The following is a 20489-nucleotide window of genomic DNA, read 5'->3' on the forward strand; positions in this document are numbered from 1 at the left end:
TTCTCCGGCGAGAGGCGGGGAGGATGGGTCCTGCGCTGAATACAAGGGAGCGCAGCCGCTTTGATCGCGCCTGCGCGAATGTCATGGAAAGACGAGGAGGTTGATCCAGGGGGTGTTTGGCGCCGCGTTACCGCGGCACCCGGGGCATTAACAAAGGTCATAATGTTGTCACACCTTCAACAAGCTCGGCGCACGGTTGCCGCACGACGGACGGCGACGCCTAATCGTGCACCGCTTGAGCGATGACCATCGGTGACAGCGTCGGCGAGAGCCTCGAGAGCTTTGCACACCCCAAGTGCACCGGCATCTGGGCCGCGAGCTTACACCTCTCATTGGATTCCGGAACCGACGACGCCTTGGAACTGGCGGTGGTGAACAAAAATTGACTGGTTCAGCGGCGTGACTTCATTCGAGGATGCGGTCGACGGCATCGACGCCGAGGGTGACGAGTGTCGCCACCAGCTCGATGCGGTCGAGCGTCACTTCGCCGCGCAACCAGAGTGCGACCCCCTCGGTGGTGCCTCCGACCAGCACCCGGGCGATGAGTTGAGCCCGTGGATCGTCGGCTCGGTCGGCGGCGAGCAGGGTCAGCAGTTGGGTGACGAAACGGGCCACCGCGTCATCTCTCGCCGCGCGCAACCCGCGGTTACCGGGTGCCTCGAGATATAGGCGTGCGACGCGTGGATCGTCGAACGCAGTGAGGATCTCCTGTACGGCGACTTCGATGATTCGTGCTCTGGACACGTCGCGGTCGAGTTCGGCCGATGCTGCGACGATGCGATCGGCCGCCTGTGCGAGAACGTCGGTCAGTGTCTCCTCGGTGAGGTCATCGAGGCTGGAGAAGCTCAGGTACAGATGCTTTTTGGAGACCGATGCGCGTTCGCAGATCGCTCCGACGCTCAGCGATTCGATGCCGCTCTCGTCAACGAGGTCGAGGACCGCTTCGATCAGCCGACGTCGGCGCGATAGTCGGCGTTCTGTAGCGCTCTGCCCACCGTAGGGCCGCCCGGCGGGCTCGGAGGTCGGCGTCACCTGCTCATAGTGCCAGTGCCAAGCACTCTGCTGTCTCACGCCGGTCCGAACGTTGACGAAGCACTGTGCTCGATCTATCGTAATTCGAAACCGAAACGATACGGTTTCAGAATGAGGTTTCGATGCTGTGCTGCGCAATGTTGGTGCTGTTTATGGTCGGTCTGCGCAAAGTCTTTGTTGGGCTCGCCTGGTGGGCTGGGCGAGAGTTCTCGTCGGTGACAGCGATGCCGCCGGGCGCACGGCGCGTTGTTACAACGGAGCTGCCGTCGTCTGCGGTGCTCGGGCGATGAGCTCAACGCCACTGGGGCGGCTGGGTCGTCGGGTTGCAGTTCCGCTGTTGCCGACGTCGCGCCCGGTGTTGTCGCCGGTGACAAGGGGCAAGTTCGGCCGTGTCGCAGGCGTGTACGCCGCGCTTTGGTCCGTTGCCCTGCTAGGCGCCGCCAGCGGTAACGCCGTGGCAGGCGTCGCAGCGACGGGTTTGCTGCTTCCCGGCGGTGGGCATCTGGCATCAGGTCATATCGCGCACGCAGCATTGGCATTGGTTGCATTCGGACTCGCCGTCTTGATCTGGTGGATGATCGGTGCCGTCATTGCCCCGATCATCGTATGGCTGGGGTTTCTGTTCGCAGCGGTTGTGACGCATTCCCATTCGCATCTGTCGATCGCCTGGACCGCGATCACCGCCGGCGTGATTCCATGCGTTGCGACGGTCTCATTCGCTGTGCACGCCCTGCGTCATCGCCATCAACTGTTGGTCGCGCGCCGAGTGAACACCGAACTCGCAGGTGTCACCTTCTTTCAGACGTCAGTACCGTCGTCTCCTGAACCGTCAGTCGATGAGGCCTCGGCGGATGACCTGGCGCATCTTCGGTTTGCGCTCGACCTTGCGTTGCAACCATTGGCGGAGTTCGCAGGCTTCGACCGCCGCGATCAGTTCCGTGAGGCAGCTCTTCGTTACCAACTCTGCGTCCTGGGTTACGCGTTGTCGATGTACCGATACACCCGAACGCCTTCGTTCTCCGGGTACCTGGCCGAAGCGCAAGAGCAGTCGATTCTCAAAATGGGGGACAAGCGCGTATGGGGCTACTGGGCACTCGAAAATGCCTGGGGCCGAATGTCTTTTGGCAGAGACCCAGTTAACAACCACGACAACGTGATGCTGACCGCATGGCAAGGGGCTGCGGTCGGAATGTACGAGAGCTTCGGCGACAGTAGGTTTTCCCGGCCGGGAGGGCTGACCTATACCTGGTCTGATCAACAACGGTATCGGCACGATTTTCACGACCTCGCAGAGTCGATTCACCGCAACATGCGTCGGTCTCCCTACACGCTGTTCTCCTGCGAACCGCGCTGGATCTATCCCGTCTGCAACACCTTTGGTATCAACACCCTCATCGCCCATGACCGACTACACGGCACCGGTTTTCATGCCGACCTCGACGACGCAATCGCGCGGGCGTACGAAAGCGAGTTCACGCGCCCCGACGGCAAACTCATCGGTGTTCGCAACGAGACCCTGGGTCTGTCGTGGAACATCTGGGCCAGCGACGGTGTCAGCCTCCCCACGATCTACTGGATGAACGCGTTTCTTCCCGATCAGGCACAACGATCGTGGTGGTTGACGAAACGCGACTCGTTGGAGTTCGACGGAGATCATTTCCGGCTCCCGCGGACGGCAGCCAACCGTTGCGATGTCGGCAACTACTCATTCGGTAGTGACTCTTTCGCCCAGACCTTTCTCTCTCTGACTGCTCGCGAGATGGGAGATATCGAAATCGCAGACAAGGCATTCGCGTACGTCGACGCAAGAGAACACGTCGAACGTGTCGCCGGCGTCGCACGGTACGACCGAATGTCCACACAGGGCAACCTGTACTCGCTGCTCGCCCGGTTTTCGCGGCCCGCGGCCAATCGTGACCTGATCGGCGCGGGCTTACCCACCCATTGGCTCTCGGGACCTCGCCTCGCCGAGGCCGCCTACCCAGATGTTCTTGTGGCACGGGCCGTCACCGATGGCAGGGCACTGGATCTGGTTCTCTACCCCGGTGACGGTGGGGTACGCGCGACCTTGGTCGTCGATCAACTCCGGCCGCACCGCCGGTACGCGGCGCTGGGAACGCTCGATGCGACGGTCGAAGCAGACAGCAACGGCCGGGCACGCATCGATCTCGACGTCGAAGGACGCACCGTCGTCCGATTGGAGCCCGTCTCATGAAACTACGTCCCGGTCACCTCGTCGCTCGACGGATCAACATGTTGGATCCGGTCACAGATGCCGATGAAATCGCTCGGCTGTCTCTGGTCACTTTGCACGGCAATCCATCCCTCACCTACGCCCTGTTCACCGTTGCGTTCATGAAACAGGTGGCGGTGCCGGCTATGGCCCGAATCCTGTACCGCCGCGGAGGCGGGGACATCATGCGGTTCCCAGTCCAACGCAACGACGACACTCTGCTGTTTTTCGGGCAACTGCTCGATCACGGAGCGACGTCGCCGACCGGACGTGCATGGGTCGCGCGACTGAACCAGATCCACGCGCATTTCCCGATCCGCAACGACGACTCGCTGTACACGCTCTCAACTCTTGCTCTCGACCCACATCAGATCACCGCCGGTCTCGGGCACTCACCCTTCACGCCCCTAGAACTGGAAGGGCAGTGGCGCTTCTGGCGTTCGGTGGCTGAGCTGCAGGGTCTCAAGGATGTGCCCGAGACACGCGACGCCCTTCACGAATGGGCACGGTCCTATGAACAGCGCGAGTACGCAGCGACCAGCGATGGTCGCGCCGTGGCCCGCGCGCTGATCGACGCGTTCGCAGAGCGAGTCTTACCCAGACACCTGCAGCCCTACGCGGCCCAGATCATCTCCGCGTTGTGCCCATCTGATCTTCGGCAAGTTCACGACCTACCGCACCCCTCGTGGCTGCTCCGGTGCGCAACCAGATTGGCAGTCGCTGTTTACGCTCGGTCCACGCCGCTGCGCCTGGTCGACCTCGACCGGTCCATGGTCAACACATTCGGAGTCCGAAAGTACGGCGAGCGAGTGCCGTCCCAAGTTGGCTACCGACGACCGCAGCTCGACGATTGGCCCCTGTGAGGTAGCGAAACGCGACCTGAGCGCTGGTGTAAATGCGGGATGCGCGCCGTACTCGCATCCGCCCAACCTCGGCACAAGCCCGTAAGCTCAACACCCACTCAGCGACTCTCGATGCCTGCGCTACGCAGCTTCAGCGGACTCTGGGTGTTGCTGGCCATTCGTCAGAAGGCCCGCGGAGTGATTGCGATTCGTCCGCTTCTGCGTTGCGTTCGACTGTCGAACTGCCTACTCGATGACGATGTCGAGACTGTCGGAAACAGGCACGGACTGGCATGCAAGCCGCATGCCTTTGCCCAATTCGTAGTCGTCGAGCGTGTCGTTGACACGCATCTCGACTTCGCCGGCTTTGAGAGTGAAAGCGCATGCGCCGCAGTTCCCTTCGCGGCAGACGAAGGGGGCGTCGATACCGTTGTCGAGCATCGCGTCGAGAAGAACGGTGTCGGGCGGGCAGCGGAAGGTGTAGTCCTCGCCTTCGACCTCTGCGGTGACAGGCGTACCCACGTCTGTCGCGGACGGGGAATCGGCGACCGAGGTATGGAACGGGTTGGCCTGGATGGAGGTGAAGACCTCTCGATGAATGGCATCGGGGGAGAGTCCCGCGGCGACGAGGGCGTCATGCGCGAGGTCCATGAATACCGCAGGGCCGCACAGGTATGCATCCGAATCGGGCGATGGGGTTACCAGGTTGCGCAGCCCGGTATCGGTCGGCAGACCGTGGTCGGACTCGAGCCAGTGGATTACCTCGAGGCGGGTTGGATAACGCTGGAGTAGGTCGGCCAGGGTGCTCGCGAACATCACCGATTCGGCCGACCTGTTCGCGTAGACCAGTACGACCCGCTCCCGGTGGACTTCCAGCGCGGTCTTGAGGATGGACAGCACGGGAGTGATGCCACTGCCGGCCGCGACGAGAACGAGTGGCTTGTCCCACCGTGACGGCACAAAAGAGCCCGCAGGCCGCAGCGCCGACAGGGTCATGCCGACGGCCGCGTTGTCGCAGAGCCAATTGGACGCGTAACCGCCCGGGGTGCGTTTGACCGAGATTGCCGGCTGATCGTCGCAGTCTGGGCTGCTCGACAGCGAGTAACAGCGCGCTACGGAGCTGTCCTTCTCGTGCGGGATCTCCAGGGTGACGAATTGTCCGGGTCGGTAGTCGAACGGCGCCACACAGTCGGTGTCGGGTGTGGAGAAGACAAGGGTGACGGCGTCGGACGTTTCCTCGATGACGTGCTCGACCTGCAGACGAAGGGTTCGTGCACTCGTGGCCGTGCCGGCCGAATCGATCGTCAAGAGTCATCCTTTCGTGCACTGTCTGCACTCGGCCGACATTGGCAGGCCTGTTCCGATGGAGTGAAGTGCGTTCGATCTGCGTGAACAAACCGTATCATTGACAAATGGCACAGTTTCCGATGATGCTGTCGTTATGACAACGAGAGGCGTGGTCGTGCCACTGCGGGGATCCCTGCGGTCCCGGTGTGCTGCGCGGGTGACGGCAGCGACGCTGCGTCCGGTCGCGTCGCGGCTTCCGTACGACAAGGGCGGCGTGCAGGTCGCGCGGATTCTCGTCGAGGTCGCAATGCGATTGTGCGGCAGTAGGTTGCGCGGAACCAGGGTCACAGCGGTAAGCGACGACGGTGTCGTCGGTGAGTGGGTGGATGCCACAGAACCCGGGTTCCCGGACCGGAATGTCGCGGGCGAGGCCGCCGGTGTGGTGCTGTATCTGCACGGCAGCGCCTATGCGATCTGTTCGGCACGCACGCACCGTGGGCTGGCATCGCGACTCTCACGTGAAGCGGGTCTGCCGGTGTTCGTGGTGGAGTATCGACTCGCACCCGAGCATCCGTTCCCGTCTGCGGCAGACGACATCGAGCGGGCGTACCGATGGCTGCTGGAGCGCGGCTACGACCCCGGCAACATCGTCGTCGCGGGAGACTCCGCGGGCGGGCACCTCGCGCTGGACCTGGTCATCGACAACGCCCGACGCTCAATACCTCAGCCTGCTGCGGTGGTGCTGTTCTCCCCCTTGATCGACTTGACCTTCGATTTGGCCGAGGGCCGCGAGCGCATGCGGCGCGATCCGATGATTTCCGCTGCCGGCGCGCGGGCCCTCACAGCGCTCTACACAACCGGACAGGAACCGGATATCCCGCGCCTGCGACTGGCGGTGGAGGCCGGAACGGTGTTGCCGCCCTTCCTGGTGCAGGCGGGCGGCGCCGAGATGCTGGTCGCCGACGCCGAATATCTGCGTGACCTCGTCGAAGCCAACGCGGGGACATGCACGCTCGAGATCTGGCCTGACCAGATGCACGTCTTCCAAGCGCTTGATCGCGTGTCTCCGGAGGCGGCGCCCGCGTTGCGGCGGGCAGCGCAGTTCGTCCGCAGCGAACTCGGTCTCATCGCAGTCCCTTTCGGCCATTCAGCCTCTAACAGAAATCGAGAAGTCATGTTCGGATTCCGATCGACCCCGCCGCCGTCGTACGGCGCCGATGCCGTGGTGACCGGCGCGGGAAGCGGTATCGGCCGCGCCTTTGCCATCGAGCTCGCCCGGCGCGGAGGCCGCGTCGTCTGCGCCGACATCTCACTCGAACGGGCCGAGGAAACCGTTCGCCTTCTTGAAGGCCGTGGCTACGCAGTGCAGTGCGACGTTGCCGACCGATCGCAGGTGGAGGACCTCGCTCTGTTCGCCGAACTCGAATTCGGCGGTGCCCCAACGGTGGTGATCAACAACGCCGGTGTCGGCATCGGCGGGCAACCGGTGGGCAGCATCGGTTTCGACAACTGGAACTGGGCCTTGGGCATCAATTTGTGGGGCGTCATCCACGGGTGTGAAACGTTCGTTCCACAACTGCTCGCTGCCGGGCGCGGGGGTGTCATCAACGTCGCCTCTGCCGCGGGGTTCGCCGCCGCGCCGACCATGGGCCCCTACAGTGTCGGCAAGGCCGGTGTCATGTCGCTCTCGGAAACCTTGGCGGCAGAGTTGTCGGGAACCGGTGTGCGCGTGAGCGTACTGTGCCCGACGTTCGTCAAGACCAACGTCGCCGTGGACGGTCGCATCACCGCGAAGTCGTCCCAACTCGCGCAGAACCTGATGCGGTGGACCGGGTTCTCGCCCGAACGCGTCGCCGTCGGCACGCTTGACGCCTTCGACAAAGGCCGCCTCTATGTCGTTCCGCAGCTTGATGCCAAGGCGATCTGGCTGGCCAAGCGACTCACTCCAGCTCTCTACGCCCGTGGTGCCGGGCTGCTCAATCGACTGATGCCGGACGAGCCCGCGCCGCACAGCCAGCTCCAATCCGCTTCAACGACAGGAAAGTGACGATGACACAGAACTTCGATTTCGATGCCATGCTGGACAAGATCAAAGACCGTCAATGGGCCCTCGCCGACATCGACTGGGATGCACCGGGTGCGGAGCTGATCAGCCCCGAACTGCACGCCAAACTCAAGCCGTTCATGTCGGATCTGATGTGGATCGAGAACGTCGGTGCCCGCGGCTTCGCGGCCATGGCGCGCAAGGCCCCGACCGAAACCCTCCGAGACATCTACCGCCACTTCCACGCCGAGGAACAGAAGCACGCCAACGCCGAACTGGCGCTGATGCGCCGGTGGGGAATGCTCGAGAACGACGAGATCCCTCAGCCGAACGTCAACGTCAAACTCATCATCGACTGGCTGGACAAGTACTCCGACCAAACCCCACTGGCCGTGCTCGGCACAGTGATTCCGATGCTCGAGGTGGCCCTCGACGGTGCGCTGGTGAAGTTCATCGTCGACGAGATCGACGACCCGGTCTGCCAAGAGGTGTTCAAACGCATCAACGCCGACGAGTCACGGCATCTCGCAGTCGATTTCGAGGTCATCGAGCTTCTCGGTCATGCGAAGATGCGCAAGATCATCGTCGAGACCGTCGGCGCCTGGATGCACCCGTCGCTGATCATCGGAACCCTGCGTTACATCCCGTTGCTGAACAAGATGCGCGACAACATCGTTGCGATGGGTGTCGACGAGGAGCGTCTCTACACCGCCATGAAGCGATTCAAGAAGGTCGGTGAGCGCACGCCGTTCCCGAAACGCTTGCCCATGTACCGCTTCATCGCCTGGCACGGATCGGTGGTGATCAATCGTGACCACCCGTACCATTATTTGGCCGATTCGATGGTCACCCTGACCGCCAAGTACCCCAAACGCCTGCTCCGCGCCCAGCCCACCTGGTCGAAGGAACTGACCTACGAGCCCGTCGCATGAGCGGCCGTGAAGTGTTGTCCGTTGCTGTCATCGGCGGCGGATTCGCCGGCGTCGGCGCAGCTATCCGACTCAAGCAACGCGGCATCGCAGACATCGCCATATTGGAGCGTGGCACCCGTCCCGGGGGGACGTGGCGTGACAACACCTATCCCGGTGCGGCATGCGACATTCCGTCGCGGCTGTACTCCTACAGTTTCGCGCCGAATCCGGACTGGTCGCACACCTACTCCGGCAGCGAAGAGATCCTCGCCTACGTCGATTCGATGATCGACAAGTTCGAGCTGGGCCAGTATTTCCGGTTCGAACACAACGTGGCCGATCTGACCTGGCACGAGGACTCGTCGCTGTGGGAGATCACCATCGACGACCGCGAGCCGGTTTTCGCTCGCGCCGTTGTCATGGCGTCGGGCCCCCTTGCCAACGTGAGCCTCCCGAAGATCCGCGGCATCGAAACCTACGAGGGCGAGAAGATCCACAGCGCCCGCTGGAACCATGACTACGATTTCGCGGGCAAGAAGGTTGCCGTCGTGGGCACCGGGGCGAGCGGGGTGCAGATCGTGCCGGAGCTGGTCCGTGTGGCGGACTCGGTGAAGGTCTTCCAGCGCACACCCGGTTGGGTTCTTCCGCGCACCAACCTGAGTACACGGCCGGTGACCCGCGAGGTGTATCGACGCCTGCCGTTCACGCAGTCGCTGGCCCGCAAAGCCTGGTTTTGGGGCCATGAATCCGTCGCCTTGGGTGTGGTGTGGAAGTCGCCGCTGACCCGCGTCGTGGAAGGGGTGTCCAAGCTGCATCTGCGGGCTCAGGTGCGTGATCCGTGGATGCGGCGCCAGCTCACACCCGAGTTCCGGGCCGGATGCAAGCGGTTGCTGATGACCAGTCAGTACTACCCGGCTCTGCAGAAGGACAACTGCACTCTGGTGACCTGGCCCATTGCCAGTATGTCGCCGAGGGGGATTCGCACGGTCGAGGGAATCGAGCACCAGTTCGACGCCATCGTCTTCGCGACGGGATTCGATGTCTCCAAAGCGGGCACGCCGATTCCGATCACCGGCCGCGGCGGGCGAGTCCTCGCCGAGGAGTGGAGCAAAGGCGCGTACGCCTACAAGTCCGTTGCCGTCTCGGGATACCCGAACATGTACTTCACCTTCGGTCCGAACTCCGGCCCAGGCCACAGCTCAGCGCTGGTGTACATGGAAGCGCAGATCGACTACATCGTCGACGCCATCGCCACGGCAGTGAACCAGAACTTCGTCCTCGACGTCCGTGCGGACGTGCAGACGCAGTACAACGAGGATCTGCAGCAACGGTTGACCAAGACCACATGGAACTCGGGCTGCTCGAGTTGGTACCTCACCGAAGACGGCTTCAACGCCACCATGTATCCCGGCTTCGCGACGCAGTACGTCAAGCAGCTCGACACAGTTGTCTTGCCGGACTACTCGATCACGGCCGCCAACACCGCCGGCGTGGATGACCCCGTACTGGCCGGGACTCCCTGATTTTCGTAGACAACTAGGGAACCCGAGAATCCCACCGCTGCAGGGGTACACGAGGGGAGTGATGCGGAGGACCGCATCACTCCCCTCGCTTGTATGTCCGGGGGGTGCTGATGCGAAAGCTGCGCCGTCAGGATGGGACCACGGAGCGGGAACTGCCTGAGACCAGCAAGGCCTGGTCGTCGGCGAGTAGTCGCAGTGTGAACCGCCCACCGAATCGGTGTCTGAGTTCGTCGATGACCGCCCGACCCGACACAATACCGTCGGCGTGGGGCACTACGACTTCGTCAATCCAGCCAAGCCCGGTTGTGGAGTCAAGACTGCGCGCCTCGGCCGGATCGTCGAGCAGGGCGAGCGGTTCGATATCTGCGCCGATGACGCACGCACCTGCACTTGCGCCGATGTAGGGGAGACCGGCCTCGACGCGTTCGGTGAGGACATCCGCGAAACCCGTGCGCCGCAACACCTCGAGCAAGTGGAAGACGTTGCCGCCGGAGACGAAGACTGCATCTACCGTGTCCAGTGACTTCGCGAGGTCGATTGCCGTCATGGCCTCGATGTCGAGTTCGACTGTATGCCAGCCCTGTTCGTGGAGAGTTGTGCGATCGAAGTCCACCCATGCTCGGTCGTCATAGATGGACGATGCGGTCGGTACAAACCCGATGGTTGCGCCGGGGCGGGTTCGGGGCGTCAAGAAGCCCGGTACCGCCGACAACCATCGGCTCACCAACAAGAGTTCAGCCACAGCACCAGCCTGCCACGTTGCGCGGTGGGCACGACAGCAGTCCTTCGCGTCAGAGCGGGGTGAGGCCGATCAGCCGGCGGTCCGAGGAAAGAATCCACCCATTGTCGTACGGTGTCATCGCACGGCCCGAACGGAACGTCTCGGGATCTGCGTCGATGGCGGCAAATGGCGCTGTCCACACCATCTCTCCGGTACCGATGTCGACCGCCATCAGCGCCTCGGACCCCTCGACCACTCCGGATCCGACGAGCAACCCGCCACCGGCCGTGAGGGGGGTCAACGACTCGTCCCCATCGGTCCGCCACAGCTGCCTACCGGACCGCACGTCGATACCTACCGCGTGTGAACTTGCCGTATCGCTGAGGTAGGCGGTGTTGCCGACGACGGCGGTGACGGTTCCGGACTGGCGGGCGACGAGATCCGGGTTGGTCCAGAGGCGTTCGCCGGTGGTGCGGTGGTACGCGGAATCACCGAGCAGGATGGGGGCATCTGCGTCGGTGACGTGATCGAATACCGGACGCTGCACTTCCGCACTCTGCGAGGTTGCGAGCACCTTCCCGTCCGGGCCCCGAAGAGCCTGCTCTGTCTCGGTGTTGCCGGACCCGCACCCGCTGTTCGATTGCACCACAACACCTCCGGACTCGAGGGTCGCGCTGGAGACGCAGCTCTCACCGCTGCCCCACAACAGGTTGCCGGAATCGGCATCGAACTGTGCCATGGAGATGCCCATCCGCACGAGCCCGACTCCGTCGTTCACGGTCAGTACGCCCGACTGGTACACCTCTTCCCATCCGCCGCTGACGTCAAAGCTCTGCGTCCAGTTGGCAGAAACGTCGTCGAAGCCGCCCGAATGGACCCGGACCTCGCCGTCTTCGGGGCTGCCTTCGATGATGTACAGGGTGTCAGCGGTGGTTGTGAGACCGAAAATGTACTCCTCGACGGAACGCCTCTCGGACGTACCCGACTTGAGGTCGTATGTGACGATCGCGTGGCCATCGGCCTGTGCGTAGCAGTAGATCTTCCCATCGATCGGCTGCGCGCTGCACTGCTCGAGATCCGCGGCGGGAGCGCGCCAGCGGACAGAACCGTTTTCGGGGTCGACACCGATCATCACGGCCTCGTCGAGGACGTACCTGTCGGTCGGAATGCCGACAATGGTCACGAGAGTGTCTGCTGCCAGGATGAATCCGGGAGTGCCGGACATGTACGACGATCCCCCGCGCGGATCAGAGAAGTCTGCGAACGGACGGCCGAGGTACTCGGCGGCATCGAGGGACCAAGCGAGCCCCGGCGCCTGCTCGTTTGTCCCGGTGATCTTCTTGACCGACGTCGGACCCTGGTTGGCCACCACGGCCGCCGCTGCGGTGACTGTCACGGTGGCGGCTGTTGCGGCTGCGATAAGCGCGCGCGTACTCCTGTTGGGCACGGCTACAGCTCCAATCCGTCTGTGAGTGCGATGGATTCGAGCTCTTCCAACGAGAGCGGCGGATTGGGTACGGCGGCGCTGGAACTGACAGAGATTTGAGTTCCGCCGGGACGAGTCACTTCGACGGAGTTGGTCGTCTCCCTCTTCGAGTTGTCGGAGCTGTTCGTTGTTGAGATGGAACCGGAGGACTGGTGCGTCTGCACGACGGTCCCGTCAGGAAGCGTCCGCATCTCCTGCTGACCGCTGGCCCCGGGTACCGGGCGTCAGGCGTGGGCAGTGGCTGGCCTCCGGTGATCGAGACATAGAGCCCTGCACCAGATCTCACATCAGCATTGTCTGAGCACAAAACATCATTAGCGGACCCGCCCGGTTGCAACGGGTTAAGGCGCGGCCCACCGAGATCGATGGTGGCGAGCACAGAGTCCAACCTCTGCGCCTGCGCGCGATCAATACGCGGGGCGTTCACGTCACCGTCCGAGCCAAAGGAGTGGCGACAACCTTGTGGCGGCGGAGGTGTGCCCGGCGGTGCGGGGGTACTGACGCGAAGTCGAGGGTCGGTGACGATTCGCACCAGGTCGTCGATCGTCAGGGGGATCTTGCCGGTTTGCTCGAATTGTCCGTCGCCGGAATTGTCGTAGGCGGCTGCATGAATCCACGATTGGTCGGACACGTACGCGTGTGCGGATCTTGTCAACGTTCGGACCTTGTCCACTTCGCGCCACGTGTCTTGCACATCGACCACGACGCCCTCAGCCGTGGTGCGACGCTCATCGAGATAGCCCGCCACACACGCGGGAACCGGGTCGGAGTTCTTCTGCACCTGTAGGAAGACGCTGCCTTTGGCGTCGCCGTTGACCAACGCGGCAGAAGCGTAGGTATAGCCTTCTGGCTCTGGTTGCGCGTCGCCGAAGTCAGATATCGGCTGGAACACAAGCGATCGCTCCGGGCTCGCAAACTCGATTTCGGCAGTTGGGGGCAGCGACGCGACCGCAGCGTTCGACATCGCGGTCGCCTTCGGGCCGTTGAACCAGGAGAATTTGGGGTTGTCGTAGCTGTCTTCAACGATCGAGAAGCTCGAGGTGTACTCAGCCTCGCCTGGTTCTTCGACCGTCTCGCACCCAGGTATAGGTGCGGTCGGGTCCACGGGTTCTTCCACGATGTCGACGTCCACAGGCGCAGCCGGATCGGGCTCCGTCGTCGATGTTGTTGGCACTGTGGTCAGTTCCGGATCCGGCGATGGCCTCAGCAGGCCGGCGACCACGATCACAAGCGCTACGACGGACACCATGGTCAACGCGTAGGTCCATGCCTGCTTCGCGCGTGACGATTCCTGCTCGTTCATCCACATCCTCCCCGTTGCGGACGCTACGGCAGCCGTGGCGATAAGGCCAGCGCTGGCCACCTCGGCCGCTGGCTATAGCACCGCTTGCACTACATGGCGCTTACGACCTGGTGGTCGGATCCGCGGCGCTCGAGAGCGCGATCCCGGGCGAGCAGGAAGAAGGGGATCGCGGTCGCGATGCCCACCCCGAAGGTGAGGACAAATGAAGCGACCCACCATCGGATGATGTGGAGCTTCTTCGCTTCCGAGAACGCCCAGATATGGAATCCGATGACCACGTACATGAGGTCGACCATCGCGAAGCGGCCCGGCGTCGTCTTGTGGATGTCTCCAATGAAGAAGTCCAGCACCGACTTCGGACCATTCTCGCGGACGTAGGGAATCGCGATGGCATTCTGGGTCACCAAGGCTGCCACGAACGTGACCATGAGTGACCGGCGCCGCCAGATGTCATTGGTGGTGGGTGATTTCGACATTCTGCTCCTCTGTCCTGAGTTTTATCTGCACGATCACGTCGGGCCTAACTGACTCCCGTCAGTCTCTTCACTTTGCGACGACCACTTCCTCACTGTCGGCGGCGCTTCGGGCCAATGCAACTGCGGCGGCGACCGTGGCGACGAGCGCGATCGCCAGGATCGCGGCCACTGCCTTGTCGGCATGCAAGTACTCGCCGAGCACAACGAAGCCCAGCAGTGAGGCGACCATCGGTTCCATCACCGTGGTGGCCGGGAGCGACGCCTGCAATGCGCCGACCTGAAAAGCCGTCTGTTGTAGTGAAATAGCGATCACCGCCACAACGATCAGCGCGTAGGGCTCCACCGACGTGAGCAGTGCAACGGGGCCGCGCCCGACGAGATGGACCACCCCTTTGGTCAGCACTGCTGCAACGCCGAAGAGTGCGCCTCCGGCGAGTCCCAGAAGTAGCGCACGCCGTGACCTGGATCCGGTGCGCGACAGTAGGACACACGCGGCGACAAGCGGTAACCCGATGGCGCAGATGATGATCCAGTGCTGCGTCTCGGCACGTTCGACACCGGGCCGTGGGTCGCCCACCACAACGAGTACGGCGACAGACAGGGTCAACGCCCCCGCCCAGGCCCAGTCCAGTGGCTGGACGGTACGGCCGGAGAATCTCGCCCCCAGCGGTAGGGCGAACAGCAACGACAACACGAGAAGGGGCTGCACGAGCAGAAGCGATCCGAGCCCTAGAGCAACCGCCTGAAGGCCGTAACCACCGAACCCCACCAGTGTGCCCAGCCACCATTCCGGTCTGCGAACGAGTGTGGTGATCGGCCCGAGCGCGCCCACGTCGTCATCGCTGATCACCGACGCCGATCGCTGTCGGATCACCGTGCCCACCGCGATACACAGAGCGGCGCCGATCGCGCACAGTACCGCCAGGAACGAGTTGCTCACTCACAGAACGTACCGTGAGCGCATCACGTCCAGCAGGAGTTGTCTCACAGCACAGAAGATGACACCTGACGCCGGATGACCCGACTGCGCCTCGTGTGAACGGCGGCGAAACAGCGCGTGTACCAACGGCTGTGGATGTGTTCGCATCAGGAGACGCGCTCGGCGGCGAGACGCTCGATCCGAGGCACCGCGATCGCCATGATGCTCAGGTAGGCCGGCGCCCACACCGGCACAGCCATGCTGAGCACGCAGCCGCCCCGTGTCGGGATCACTTCGTGCCGGGTCGCGGGCACACCTGCCACCCGCCAAGCCCATACCCGCCCGTCGATGAACTCGTTGATCTCGAACGGGAGCGGTACGCCGACCGGTGTCCACACCTTGCCGCGGGCGCCCAGCTTCAGCGGCCCGGGATCATCGAGTTCAGCACCGGCAACCGTCGGGCCCCACTTCGGCCACGACGTCAGGTCCACCAGGACGTCCCACACCGCGTCCGACGGCAACGACATGGAGAGTTCCACAGTCGGCATTCGATGTCGGAAACCCAGGCGCATGGGTAGGGCGTAGCCAGAACACCGCGGATTCAAACCGGTCTCGCCAGTGCTGCTGGACCGAGCCGGACGGAGCGGTCAGGGAATCGGTGTGGGCGCGAGGCTGTTGCCGGGGGGAATGCCGGCGCAGTTGCTACGGGTGGGGATACCCGCAAAACGCTCGGTCAGGTACTCAAAGCCCTGTGCCTCGAACGGTGGGAACGATTCCTGGTGCGTCAGACCGTTGTACTGCGCGTAGGTGACATCGACTCCGCGGCCGCAGTATTCGTGTGCCAGACCCACCACGTCGTCGGTGACCATGATGGTGTCGCCGATGGGGTCGGCATGTCCGACAGCCAGGAACAATGGCGCCTTCGGGGTTCCCTGGCTGCCCATGATGTTGTCGTCGATCGCGCCGACGACCTGCGGCACCTGCAACAGTGAGGTGAACGGGGCCTTCACCATCTGGGCGTCCGTCAGACCGGGATAGTCACCGGCGAAGTTGGCGATGCATTCCGAACTGACCGCTTGCATCAGCTGCTGGCCGTAGTCGGAGATGAACTTGCTGGTGTCGAGGTTGTAGGCGCGCTGGTAGGCGACGATCAGCGCGGGGATCACGCCCGCCCACTGGGTGCCGCCGCTGATGTAAGGAAGGTTGTGGGCCAGGTCGACGGGCAATCCGCCTGCCGCGACGCCGATGATGTTCAGTTCGGGCGCGTACTTCGGTGCCACCTCGGCACCCCACTGGGTGGGTACCGAGCCGCCCGAGTACCCGAGCAGGCCGACCGGGGTGGAGACCGGCAGCTTCAAGAAAGCCTCAGCAGCCCGGACACCGTCGAGCGCGGCATAACCGGACTGGCGTCCGATGGTCCACTCCAGATTTTCACCCTCGTAGTCGGGGGCGACCACGGTGTATCCGGCGGCCAGGTATCCGGCGATCACTGCTTGCTCGGCCTCGGCGATGGGACTGGATGACCCGCCGCTGAGTGTGTACGACGGATCGCATTGAGAACCGAGGGCGTCGTACGCCATGTGGTACGAGATCAGCTTCGTCGGTCCGGGCACCAGCGGCCGCAGCACTGTTGCGACGGTGACAGCACCTCTGCCTTGCTGATCGGTTGTGCGGTAGAGGACCTGGTTACCGGTGATCGGCGTGTCGAGCGTCGGCGTCCGAAAAGTCATCGGCCGGCTCCGCAGTACCGTGCCCGGCGTGATGTCGGTGAGCGACCCGTCGTAGCTGTAGAAGGGGTCGGCCGACGGAAGCGGGGACCCGGGCCCCGGATCTGCCTGCGCGGCAGGAACACCCGCCAGGGCCAACGATCCGGCTAGGAGACCTACTGCGGCGATGACACGCAGGGCAAGAGTCCGACCACTAAATGACATGGTGATATTAAAACACCGGTCCCGCGACCGCGGAGTGAGTTCGACGACTGTTCACGAAACATGATGCACCGCAACGAAATAACGATCATTTATTCCGTATTTGGGAAAGCCATTCGATGTAGGCTTTCGGCGGTCACTGCGAGTCCAGATAGGCGATGATGGCGTTGACCAGCCCATCGCGGGCGTCGTCGAGGTCGCCGTACGTTCCCAGGGTTCGCTCCGAGGTGATGCCGCGCATGGCTGCCGGGATCAGCGCAGCCATCTGCCGGATCCGTACCGGGTCCACACCCAGGTCGGCAAACGCACGCTCACAGGCGTTGTCCCAGCGTGGTTTCCACGAGGCGAGCTCGGCTGCGGTGAGGGGGAAGTCGCGCTCGAGTTCGGTGCGTTCGCGGGGCAGGGCCGCACGCAGTGTTTCGATTGCCAGCGATTCTGGCGATCGCAGCCCGACGTACATTGCCTCCACCAACCCGGTCACCCGTTCTTGGAGGGTGCCTCCCGGCTTGACGTTCGCGGGCAGGTCGCCACGTTGCTCGGCGGTGTAGCGGAGTACGGCGGCCCACAACCCGTCGATGTCGCCGAACTGATACTTCACCACGCCCCAGGTGGCCCCGATGTCCCGGGCGATCCGGTTTCCCGACACGGCGCCGGGGTCGCCCGTTGCCAACGCGGTGATCGCGGACTTGATCATGCTCTCGCGGGTGGCGATTCCTCGCTTGTTCGCCCGCCTGCTCGGCGCCGCCACTTCGGTCATGACAGCCGATGGTAGTCGGTGTCAGCCGCGACACCTACTTTCAAAGAACCCTCTTTACAAGTTTCACAGATGGTTCTACGGTTGTGGTCAGCGCGGCCGCCGCAGGGTGCGTGGTCCATTCGAGTGGCTGCTCGGCGTCGACTGCGGCACAACGTAATTCGAGAAACGCGGAGGTTCGGCGTGGCCAAACCCACACTGTCCATGAAGCCCACCGGCTGGTTTCAGGTGGCTTGGTCGGCTGAGGTCACCGTGCGCGAAGTTCACCGGATGACGTATTTCGGCCGCGAGATGGTGGCATGGCGAACCACGTCGGGCCAGGTGGCGGTCTTGGACGCCTACTGCGAACATCTCGGCGCCCACCTCGGCTACGGCGGACATGTGGAGGGCGAGAACCTGGTCTGCCCGTTTCACGGATGGGAATGGAACACCGAAGGCCGGAATGTCTGCATTCCCTACGAGAACCATCCGAACAAAGGCCGGCGGATCCGCAGTTACCCCGTCGTAGAGCGCAACGAATCCATCTGGATCTGGCACGACGTGGAGGGCCGAGCCCCCTACTTCGATGTTCCGGATGTGTTCGCCGACTTCGACGACGGCAAGAGCGCGGACGACTATTACCCATCGTTCCCCGTCGGCGTGCTCTACCGCGAGCGGCTCGAACTGCATCCGCAATACATCATGGAAAACGGTGTGGACTTCGCCCACTTCAAGTTCGTGCACAAAACGCCGTTCATCCCGGAGTTCACCCGGCAGGACTTCGACGAGCCGGTCTCGTATGTCGACTTCACGGTGGCCTTTGACGATGCGGTCTCCGAAGACGATGTCAGCAGCGGGGTGGAGGCCATCAACGGCGGACTCGGCGTGGCTGTCACCAAGAGCTGGGGCATGGTCGACAATCGCACTCTGTCCGCGGTGACGCCCGTCGACGACAACACGTCCGATGTCCGGTTCACGGTGTGGATCGGGCGCAAGCCTGGTGACCAGTCCGCGGAGATGAACGATTACGCGAGGACGATGGCGAACTACATCATCGAACAGTTCGCGGCCGACATCAACATCTGGGCGCACCAGCGGTACTCCGACCCACCGGCCCTCTCCCGCAAGGAGTTCGAGGGCTTTCGGGCCCTCCGCGCCTGGGCTGCGCAGTTCTATCCAGATGAGCAGAACCGCACCCACGCTCACACGTCGACAGTCGAGGCCACATCGTGATCGGTGGTCGAACCGCCGGTCCGAAGATCGGTACACAAGCCGAGATCAACATGGAGACAACACATGAGTGCTGCTGAGAAGATTCGCGTATTCCAGGTTGCCACAGGAAATGTGGGAACCGAGATGATCAAGCGGATCGCAAGTCATCCCGACCTCGAGCTGATCGGCCTGCACTGTTACACCCCGGAGAAGGTGGGCCGGGACGCGGGCGAGATAGCGGGCCTGGCGCCGAACGGGGTCATCGCCACCGGATCGGTGGACGACATCATCGCTGCGAAGCCGGATGTGTTGACCTTTCACGGGGTGTTCCCGGACGAGGAGCTGTACGAGCGTGTGCTCGAAGCGGGCATCAACATCGTCACCACGGCCGACTGGATCACGGGGCACCACAGAAATCAGAACCACCCGCACCCGTCAGGCAAGAAGACCACCGAAGTGCTCGAAGCCGCCTGTCAGCGTGGAGGTTCCACCTTCTATGGCACCGGTATGAACCCGGGACTGTGCCAGATTCTCGGAGTCGTCCACTCCGCCGATGTGGCAGACATCGAAAACGTGACCGTCATCGAATCCGTGGATGTGTCCTGCCACCACTCGGTGGAGACGTGGAAAGAGGTCGGGTACGGACGTCCCATCGACGACCCGTCGATCCCCGGATCACTGGAGAAGTACACGAGAGTGTTCTCCGACAGCGTCTACATGATGGCCGACTGTTTTGACTTGAAGCTGGACGAGGTCAAGTTCTCCTACGAGCTGGGTGCGTGCACCAAAGACGTCGACCTCGGGTGGTACCAGATGCCAAAAGGTTCGCTGGGCGCGAACTACATCAAGTATCAGGGCATGGTGGACGGTGTGCCGCGGGTCGAATCACACCTGGAATGGCAGATGACGCCGCACACCGCGCCCAGCTGGGACATCAAGGGTTGCTACATCACCCATATCCAGGGCGACCCGAACATCTACAGCAAGCACATGATTTTCCCGAAACCGGGAGTGCGGCTTGACAACCCAGAGGACTTTGCATCCATCGGCATGACCGTCACAGGTTTGCCTGCACTGAACTCGATCCGTTCGGTGGTCAGCGCGCGACCAGGAATCCTCACGAGTGCAGACATGCCCTTGCGGGGGATGGCGGGCCGTTTCAAGTTGTGAACCCGCAGCGATCAGGACGCGTCCTGTAGGCCGTGGGCGCGGCGGATGTCGACGACCGGAGCAGGTGCTTCGGCGAGCAGCCGCTCGTCGGCGAACAGTTCGAGGACCTGACGGGCCGGACGGACCGGCGCGAAGACCCTGAAACTGTCGGGCCGGTGAGCGTATGCCTCGAGCACCACGTCGACGGCGGCAGAAGAGAAGAAGTTCACCTGAGACAGGTCGAGTACCACCTCTGAGTAGTTGCTGATCGCTGCATTGATCACTGCCAGCAACTGCGGAGATGTGACCATGTCTGCGTTGCCACTCACCCGGACGACTGCGTGTGCCTCGGTGAAGGATTCGACACTGATCTCGAACGGCCATTCGTGGTCGGAGAACTCGGTTGCCAGGAAATCTGTGCTCATTGTTCTGCCTTTCTCGTTCGATACGGGAATCCACGCAAACTCGGGCGTCAGGTTGGTGGCTCTGTCTGAACACTAGAAAGTTGCGCTCACCCAAGCAATGCGCAACGAGCTTCGGCGCGCAATCGTGACGAACGATAACGGACAGGTAACGGCGGGCGAGGTGCGCCCGGATGTGCAACCACCGCCGCTCTCCCAACTGGCCGAAGCTCGTCCCGCAGACCGAGCAAGCACCGGAAACGCGAGCAGCCCATCCGCCCCGCTCACC

At 63.0% G+C, this 20489-nt stretch carries 19 protein-coding genes and 1 pseudogene; 9 read left to right on the top strand and 11 right to left on the bottom strand.

The features are described from left to right. Nucleotides 1-242 precede the first annotated feature (242 nt). Nucleotides 243-386, top strand: a complete 144-nt coding sequence (locus tag W823_RS58130) for a hypothetical protein (protein WP_023958698.1) — start codon at nt 243-245, stop codon at nt 384-386. A 19-nt stretch (nt 387-405) separates the two neighbouring features. On the opposite strand, the gene W823_RS44260 is transcribed toward W823_RS58130, so the two are convergent. Next, complete coding sequence (locus tag W823_RS44260) at nt 406-1032, bottom strand: TetR/AcrR family transcriptional regulator (RefSeq protein ID WP_161634015.1); 627 nt, start codon at nt 1030-1032, stop codon at nt 406-408. A gap of 286 nt (nt 1033-1318) precedes the next feature. Here W823_RS44260 and W823_RS44265 point away from each other — a divergent pair, with 286 nt between their 5' ends. Then, nucleotides 1319-3247 (top strand): hypothetical protein, encoded by a 1929-nt coding sequence (locus tag W823_RS44265; RefSeq protein WP_152538067.1) that lies wholly within the window; start codon nt 1319-1321, stop codon nt 3245-3247. Beyond that, nucleotides 3244-4128, top strand: coding sequence for an oxygenase MpaB family protein (locus W823_RS44270; RefSeq protein ID WP_023958705.1), 885 nt, complete (start codon nt 3244-3246; stop codon nt 4126-4128). The genes W823_RS44265 and W823_RS44270 overlap by 4 nt, the downstream gene beginning before the upstream one ends. 225 nt (nt 4129-4353) lie before the next feature. On the opposite strand, the gene W823_RS44275 is transcribed toward W823_RS44270, so the two are convergent. Beyond that, a complete protein-coding gene (locus tag W823_RS44275) occupies nt 4354-5415 on the bottom strand; it encodes a ferredoxin--NADP reductase (RefSeq protein ID WP_023958707.1) in 1062 nt (353 codons plus the stop codon). A 286-nt stretch (nt 5416-5701) separates the two neighbouring features. Between W823_RS44275 and W823_RS57270 the strand changes: the two are divergent. From W823_RS57270 to W823_RS44285, 4 genes and pseudogenes are all read left to right on the top strand, one after another. Further along, a pseudogene (locus W823_RS57270) lies at nt 5702-6430 on the top strand (alpha/beta hydrolase); the annotation flags it as partial. Between the two features lie 138 nt (nt 6431-6568). Beyond that, nucleotides 6569-7441: an SDR family oxidoreductase gene (locus W823_RS0129355; protein ID WP_030166385.1), complete on the top strand. Its 873-nt coding sequence runs from the start codon at nt 6569-6571 to the stop codon at nt 7439-7441. 2 nt (nt 7442-7443) lie between these two features. Continuing rightward, nucleotides 7444-8370 carry a hypothetical protein gene (locus tag W823_RS44280; protein ID WP_030166382.1) on the top strand — a complete coding sequence of 309 codons (927 nt, stop codon included), beginning with the start codon at nt 7444-7446 and terminating at the stop codon, nt 8368-8370. Continuing rightward, complete coding sequence (locus W823_RS44285) at nt 8367-9872, top strand: NAD(P)/FAD-dependent oxidoreductase (RefSeq protein WP_023958713.1); 1506 nt, start codon at nt 8367-8369, stop codon at nt 9870-9872. Before W823_RS44280 ends, W823_RS44285 begins: the two co-directional genes overlap by 4 nt. A gap of 127 nt (nt 9873-9999) precedes the next feature. Here W823_RS44285 and W823_RS44290 read toward each other — a convergent pair whose 3' ends face one another. From W823_RS44290 to W823_RS44325, 8 genes are all read right to left on the bottom strand, one after another. Then, nucleotides 10000-10614 carry a Type 1 glutamine amidotransferase-like domain-containing protein gene (locus W823_RS44290; RefSeq protein WP_023958715.1) on the bottom strand — a complete coding sequence of 205 codons (615 nt, stop codon included), beginning with the start codon at nt 10612-10614 and terminating at the stop codon, nt 10000-10002. A gap of 49 nt (nt 10615-10663) precedes the next feature. After that, nucleotides 10664-11989, bottom strand: coding sequence for a PQQ-binding-like beta-propeller repeat protein (locus W823_RS44295; protein ID WP_235189545.1), 1326 nt, complete (start codon nt 11987-11989; stop codon nt 10664-10666). Between the two features lie 166 nt (nt 11990-12155). After that, complete coding sequence (locus W823_RS44300) at nt 12156-13382, bottom strand: hypothetical protein (RefSeq protein WP_235189546.1); 1227 nt, start codon at nt 13380-13382, stop codon at nt 12156-12158. 89 nt (nt 13383-13471) lie between these two features. Then, the gene (locus W823_RS44305) at nt 13472-13858 is read right to left on the bottom strand and encodes a DUF2834 domain-containing protein (protein ID WP_023958718.1); all 387 of its coding nucleotides are present in this window, start codon (nt 13856-13858) and stop codon (nt 13472-13474) included. Nucleotides 13859-13925: 67 nt separating this feature from the next. After that, entirely contained in the window at nt 13926-14798 is an 873-nt protein-coding gene (locus W823_RS44310) for a DMT family transporter (protein ID WP_023958720.1), read from the bottom strand. Nucleotides 14799-14944: 146 nt separating this feature from the next. Then, nucleotides 14945-15349, bottom strand: a complete 405-nt coding sequence (locus W823_RS44315; RefSeq protein ID WP_031332439.1) for an SRPBCC family protein — start codon at nt 15347-15349, stop codon at nt 14945-14947. Between the two features lie 75 nt (nt 15350-15424). Beyond that, nucleotides 15425-16708: a lipase family protein gene (locus W823_RS44320; RefSeq protein ID WP_031332440.1), complete on the bottom strand. Its 1284-nt coding sequence runs from the start codon at nt 16706-16708 to the stop codon at nt 15425-15427. Nucleotides 16709-16841: 133 nt separating this feature from the next. Beyond that, the gene (locus tag W823_RS44325) at nt 16842-17462 is read right to left on the bottom strand and encodes a TetR/AcrR family transcriptional regulator (RefSeq protein ID WP_023958726.1); all 621 of its coding nucleotides are present in this window, start codon (nt 17460-17462) and stop codon (nt 16842-16844) included. Between the two features lie 180 nt (nt 17463-17642). Here W823_RS44325 and W823_RS44330 point away from each other — a divergent pair, with 180 nt between their 5' ends. Both W823_RS44330 and W823_RS44335 read left to right on the top strand, forming a co-directional pair. After that, on the top strand, nt 17643-18671 hold the full coding sequence (locus W823_RS44330; protein ID WP_023958728.1) for a Rieske 2Fe-2S domain-containing protein: 1029 nt from the start codon (nt 17643-17645) through the stop codon (nt 18669-18671). A gap of 63 nt (nt 18672-18734) precedes the next feature. Then, on the top strand, nt 18735-19820 hold the full coding sequence (locus tag W823_RS44335; RefSeq protein ID WP_023958731.1) for a dihydrodipicolinate reductase: 1086 nt from the start codon (nt 18735-18737) through the stop codon (nt 19818-19820). A gap of 11 nt (nt 19821-19831) precedes the next feature. On the opposite strand, the gene W823_RS44340 is transcribed toward W823_RS44335, so the two are convergent. Continuing rightward, entirely contained in the window at nt 19832-20224 is a 393-nt protein-coding gene (locus W823_RS44340) for an STAS domain-containing protein (protein ID WP_023958733.1), read from the bottom strand. Between the last annotated feature and the right edge of the window lie 265 nt (nt 20225-20489).

This window comes from Williamsia sp. D3 (genome assembly GCF_000506245.1).
Taxonomy (GTDB): domain Bacteria; phylum Actinomycetota; class Actinomycetes; order Mycobacteriales; family Mycobacteriaceae; genus Williamsia; species Williamsia muralis.

Excerpts from the sequence above, each read along its gene's own strand:
- W823_RS58130 (WP_023958698.1), top strand. The coding sequence starts at position 243 with ATGACCATCGGTGACAGCGTCGGCGAGAGCCTCGAGAGCTTTGCACAC.
- W823_RS44265 (WP_152538067.1), top strand. The coding sequence starts at position 1,319 with ATGAGCTCAACGCCACTGGGGCGGCTGGGTCGTCGGGTTGCAGTTCCG.
- W823_RS44270 (WP_023958705.1), top strand. The coding sequence starts at position 3,244 with ATGAAACTACGTCCCGGTCACCTCGTCGCTCGACGGATCAACATGTTG.
- W823_RS0129355 (WP_030166385.1), top strand. The coding sequence starts at position 6,569 with ATGTTCGGATTCCGATCGACCCCGCCGCCGTCGTACGGCGCCGATGCC.
- W823_RS44280 (WP_030166382.1), top strand. The coding sequence starts at position 7,444 with ATGACACAGAACTTCGATTTCGATGCCATGCTGGACAAGATCAAAGAC.
- W823_RS44285 (WP_023958713.1), top strand. The coding sequence starts at position 8,367 with ATGAGCGGCCGTGAAGTGTTGTCCGTTGCTGTCATCGGCGGCGGATTC.
- W823_RS44300 (WP_235189546.1), bottom strand. The coding sequence starts at position 13,382 with ATGAACGAGCAGGAATCGTCACGCGCGAAGCAGGCATGGACCTACGCG.
- W823_RS44305 (WP_023958718.1), bottom strand. The coding sequence starts at position 13,858 with ATGTCGAAATCACCCACCACCAATGACATCTGGCGGCGCCGGTCACTC.
- W823_RS44315 (WP_031332439.1), bottom strand. The coding sequence starts at position 15,349 with ATGCGCCTGGGTTTCCGACATCGAATGCCGACTGTGGAACTCTCCATG.
- W823_RS44320 (WP_031332440.1), bottom strand. The coding sequence starts at position 16,708 with ATGTCATTTAGTGGTCGGACTCTTGCCCTGCGTGTCATCGCCGCAGTA.
- W823_RS44325 (WP_023958726.1), bottom strand. The coding sequence starts at position 17,462 with ATGACCGAAGTGGCGGCGCCGAGCAGGCGGGCGAACAAGCGAGGAATC.
- W823_RS44335 (WP_023958731.1), top strand. The coding sequence starts at position 18,735 with ATGAGTGCTGCTGAGAAGATTCGCGTATTCCAGGTTGCCACAGGAAAT.
- W823_RS44340 (WP_023958733.1), bottom strand. The coding sequence starts at position 20,224 with ATGAGCACAGATTTCCTGGCAACCGAGTTCTCCGACCACGAATGGCCG.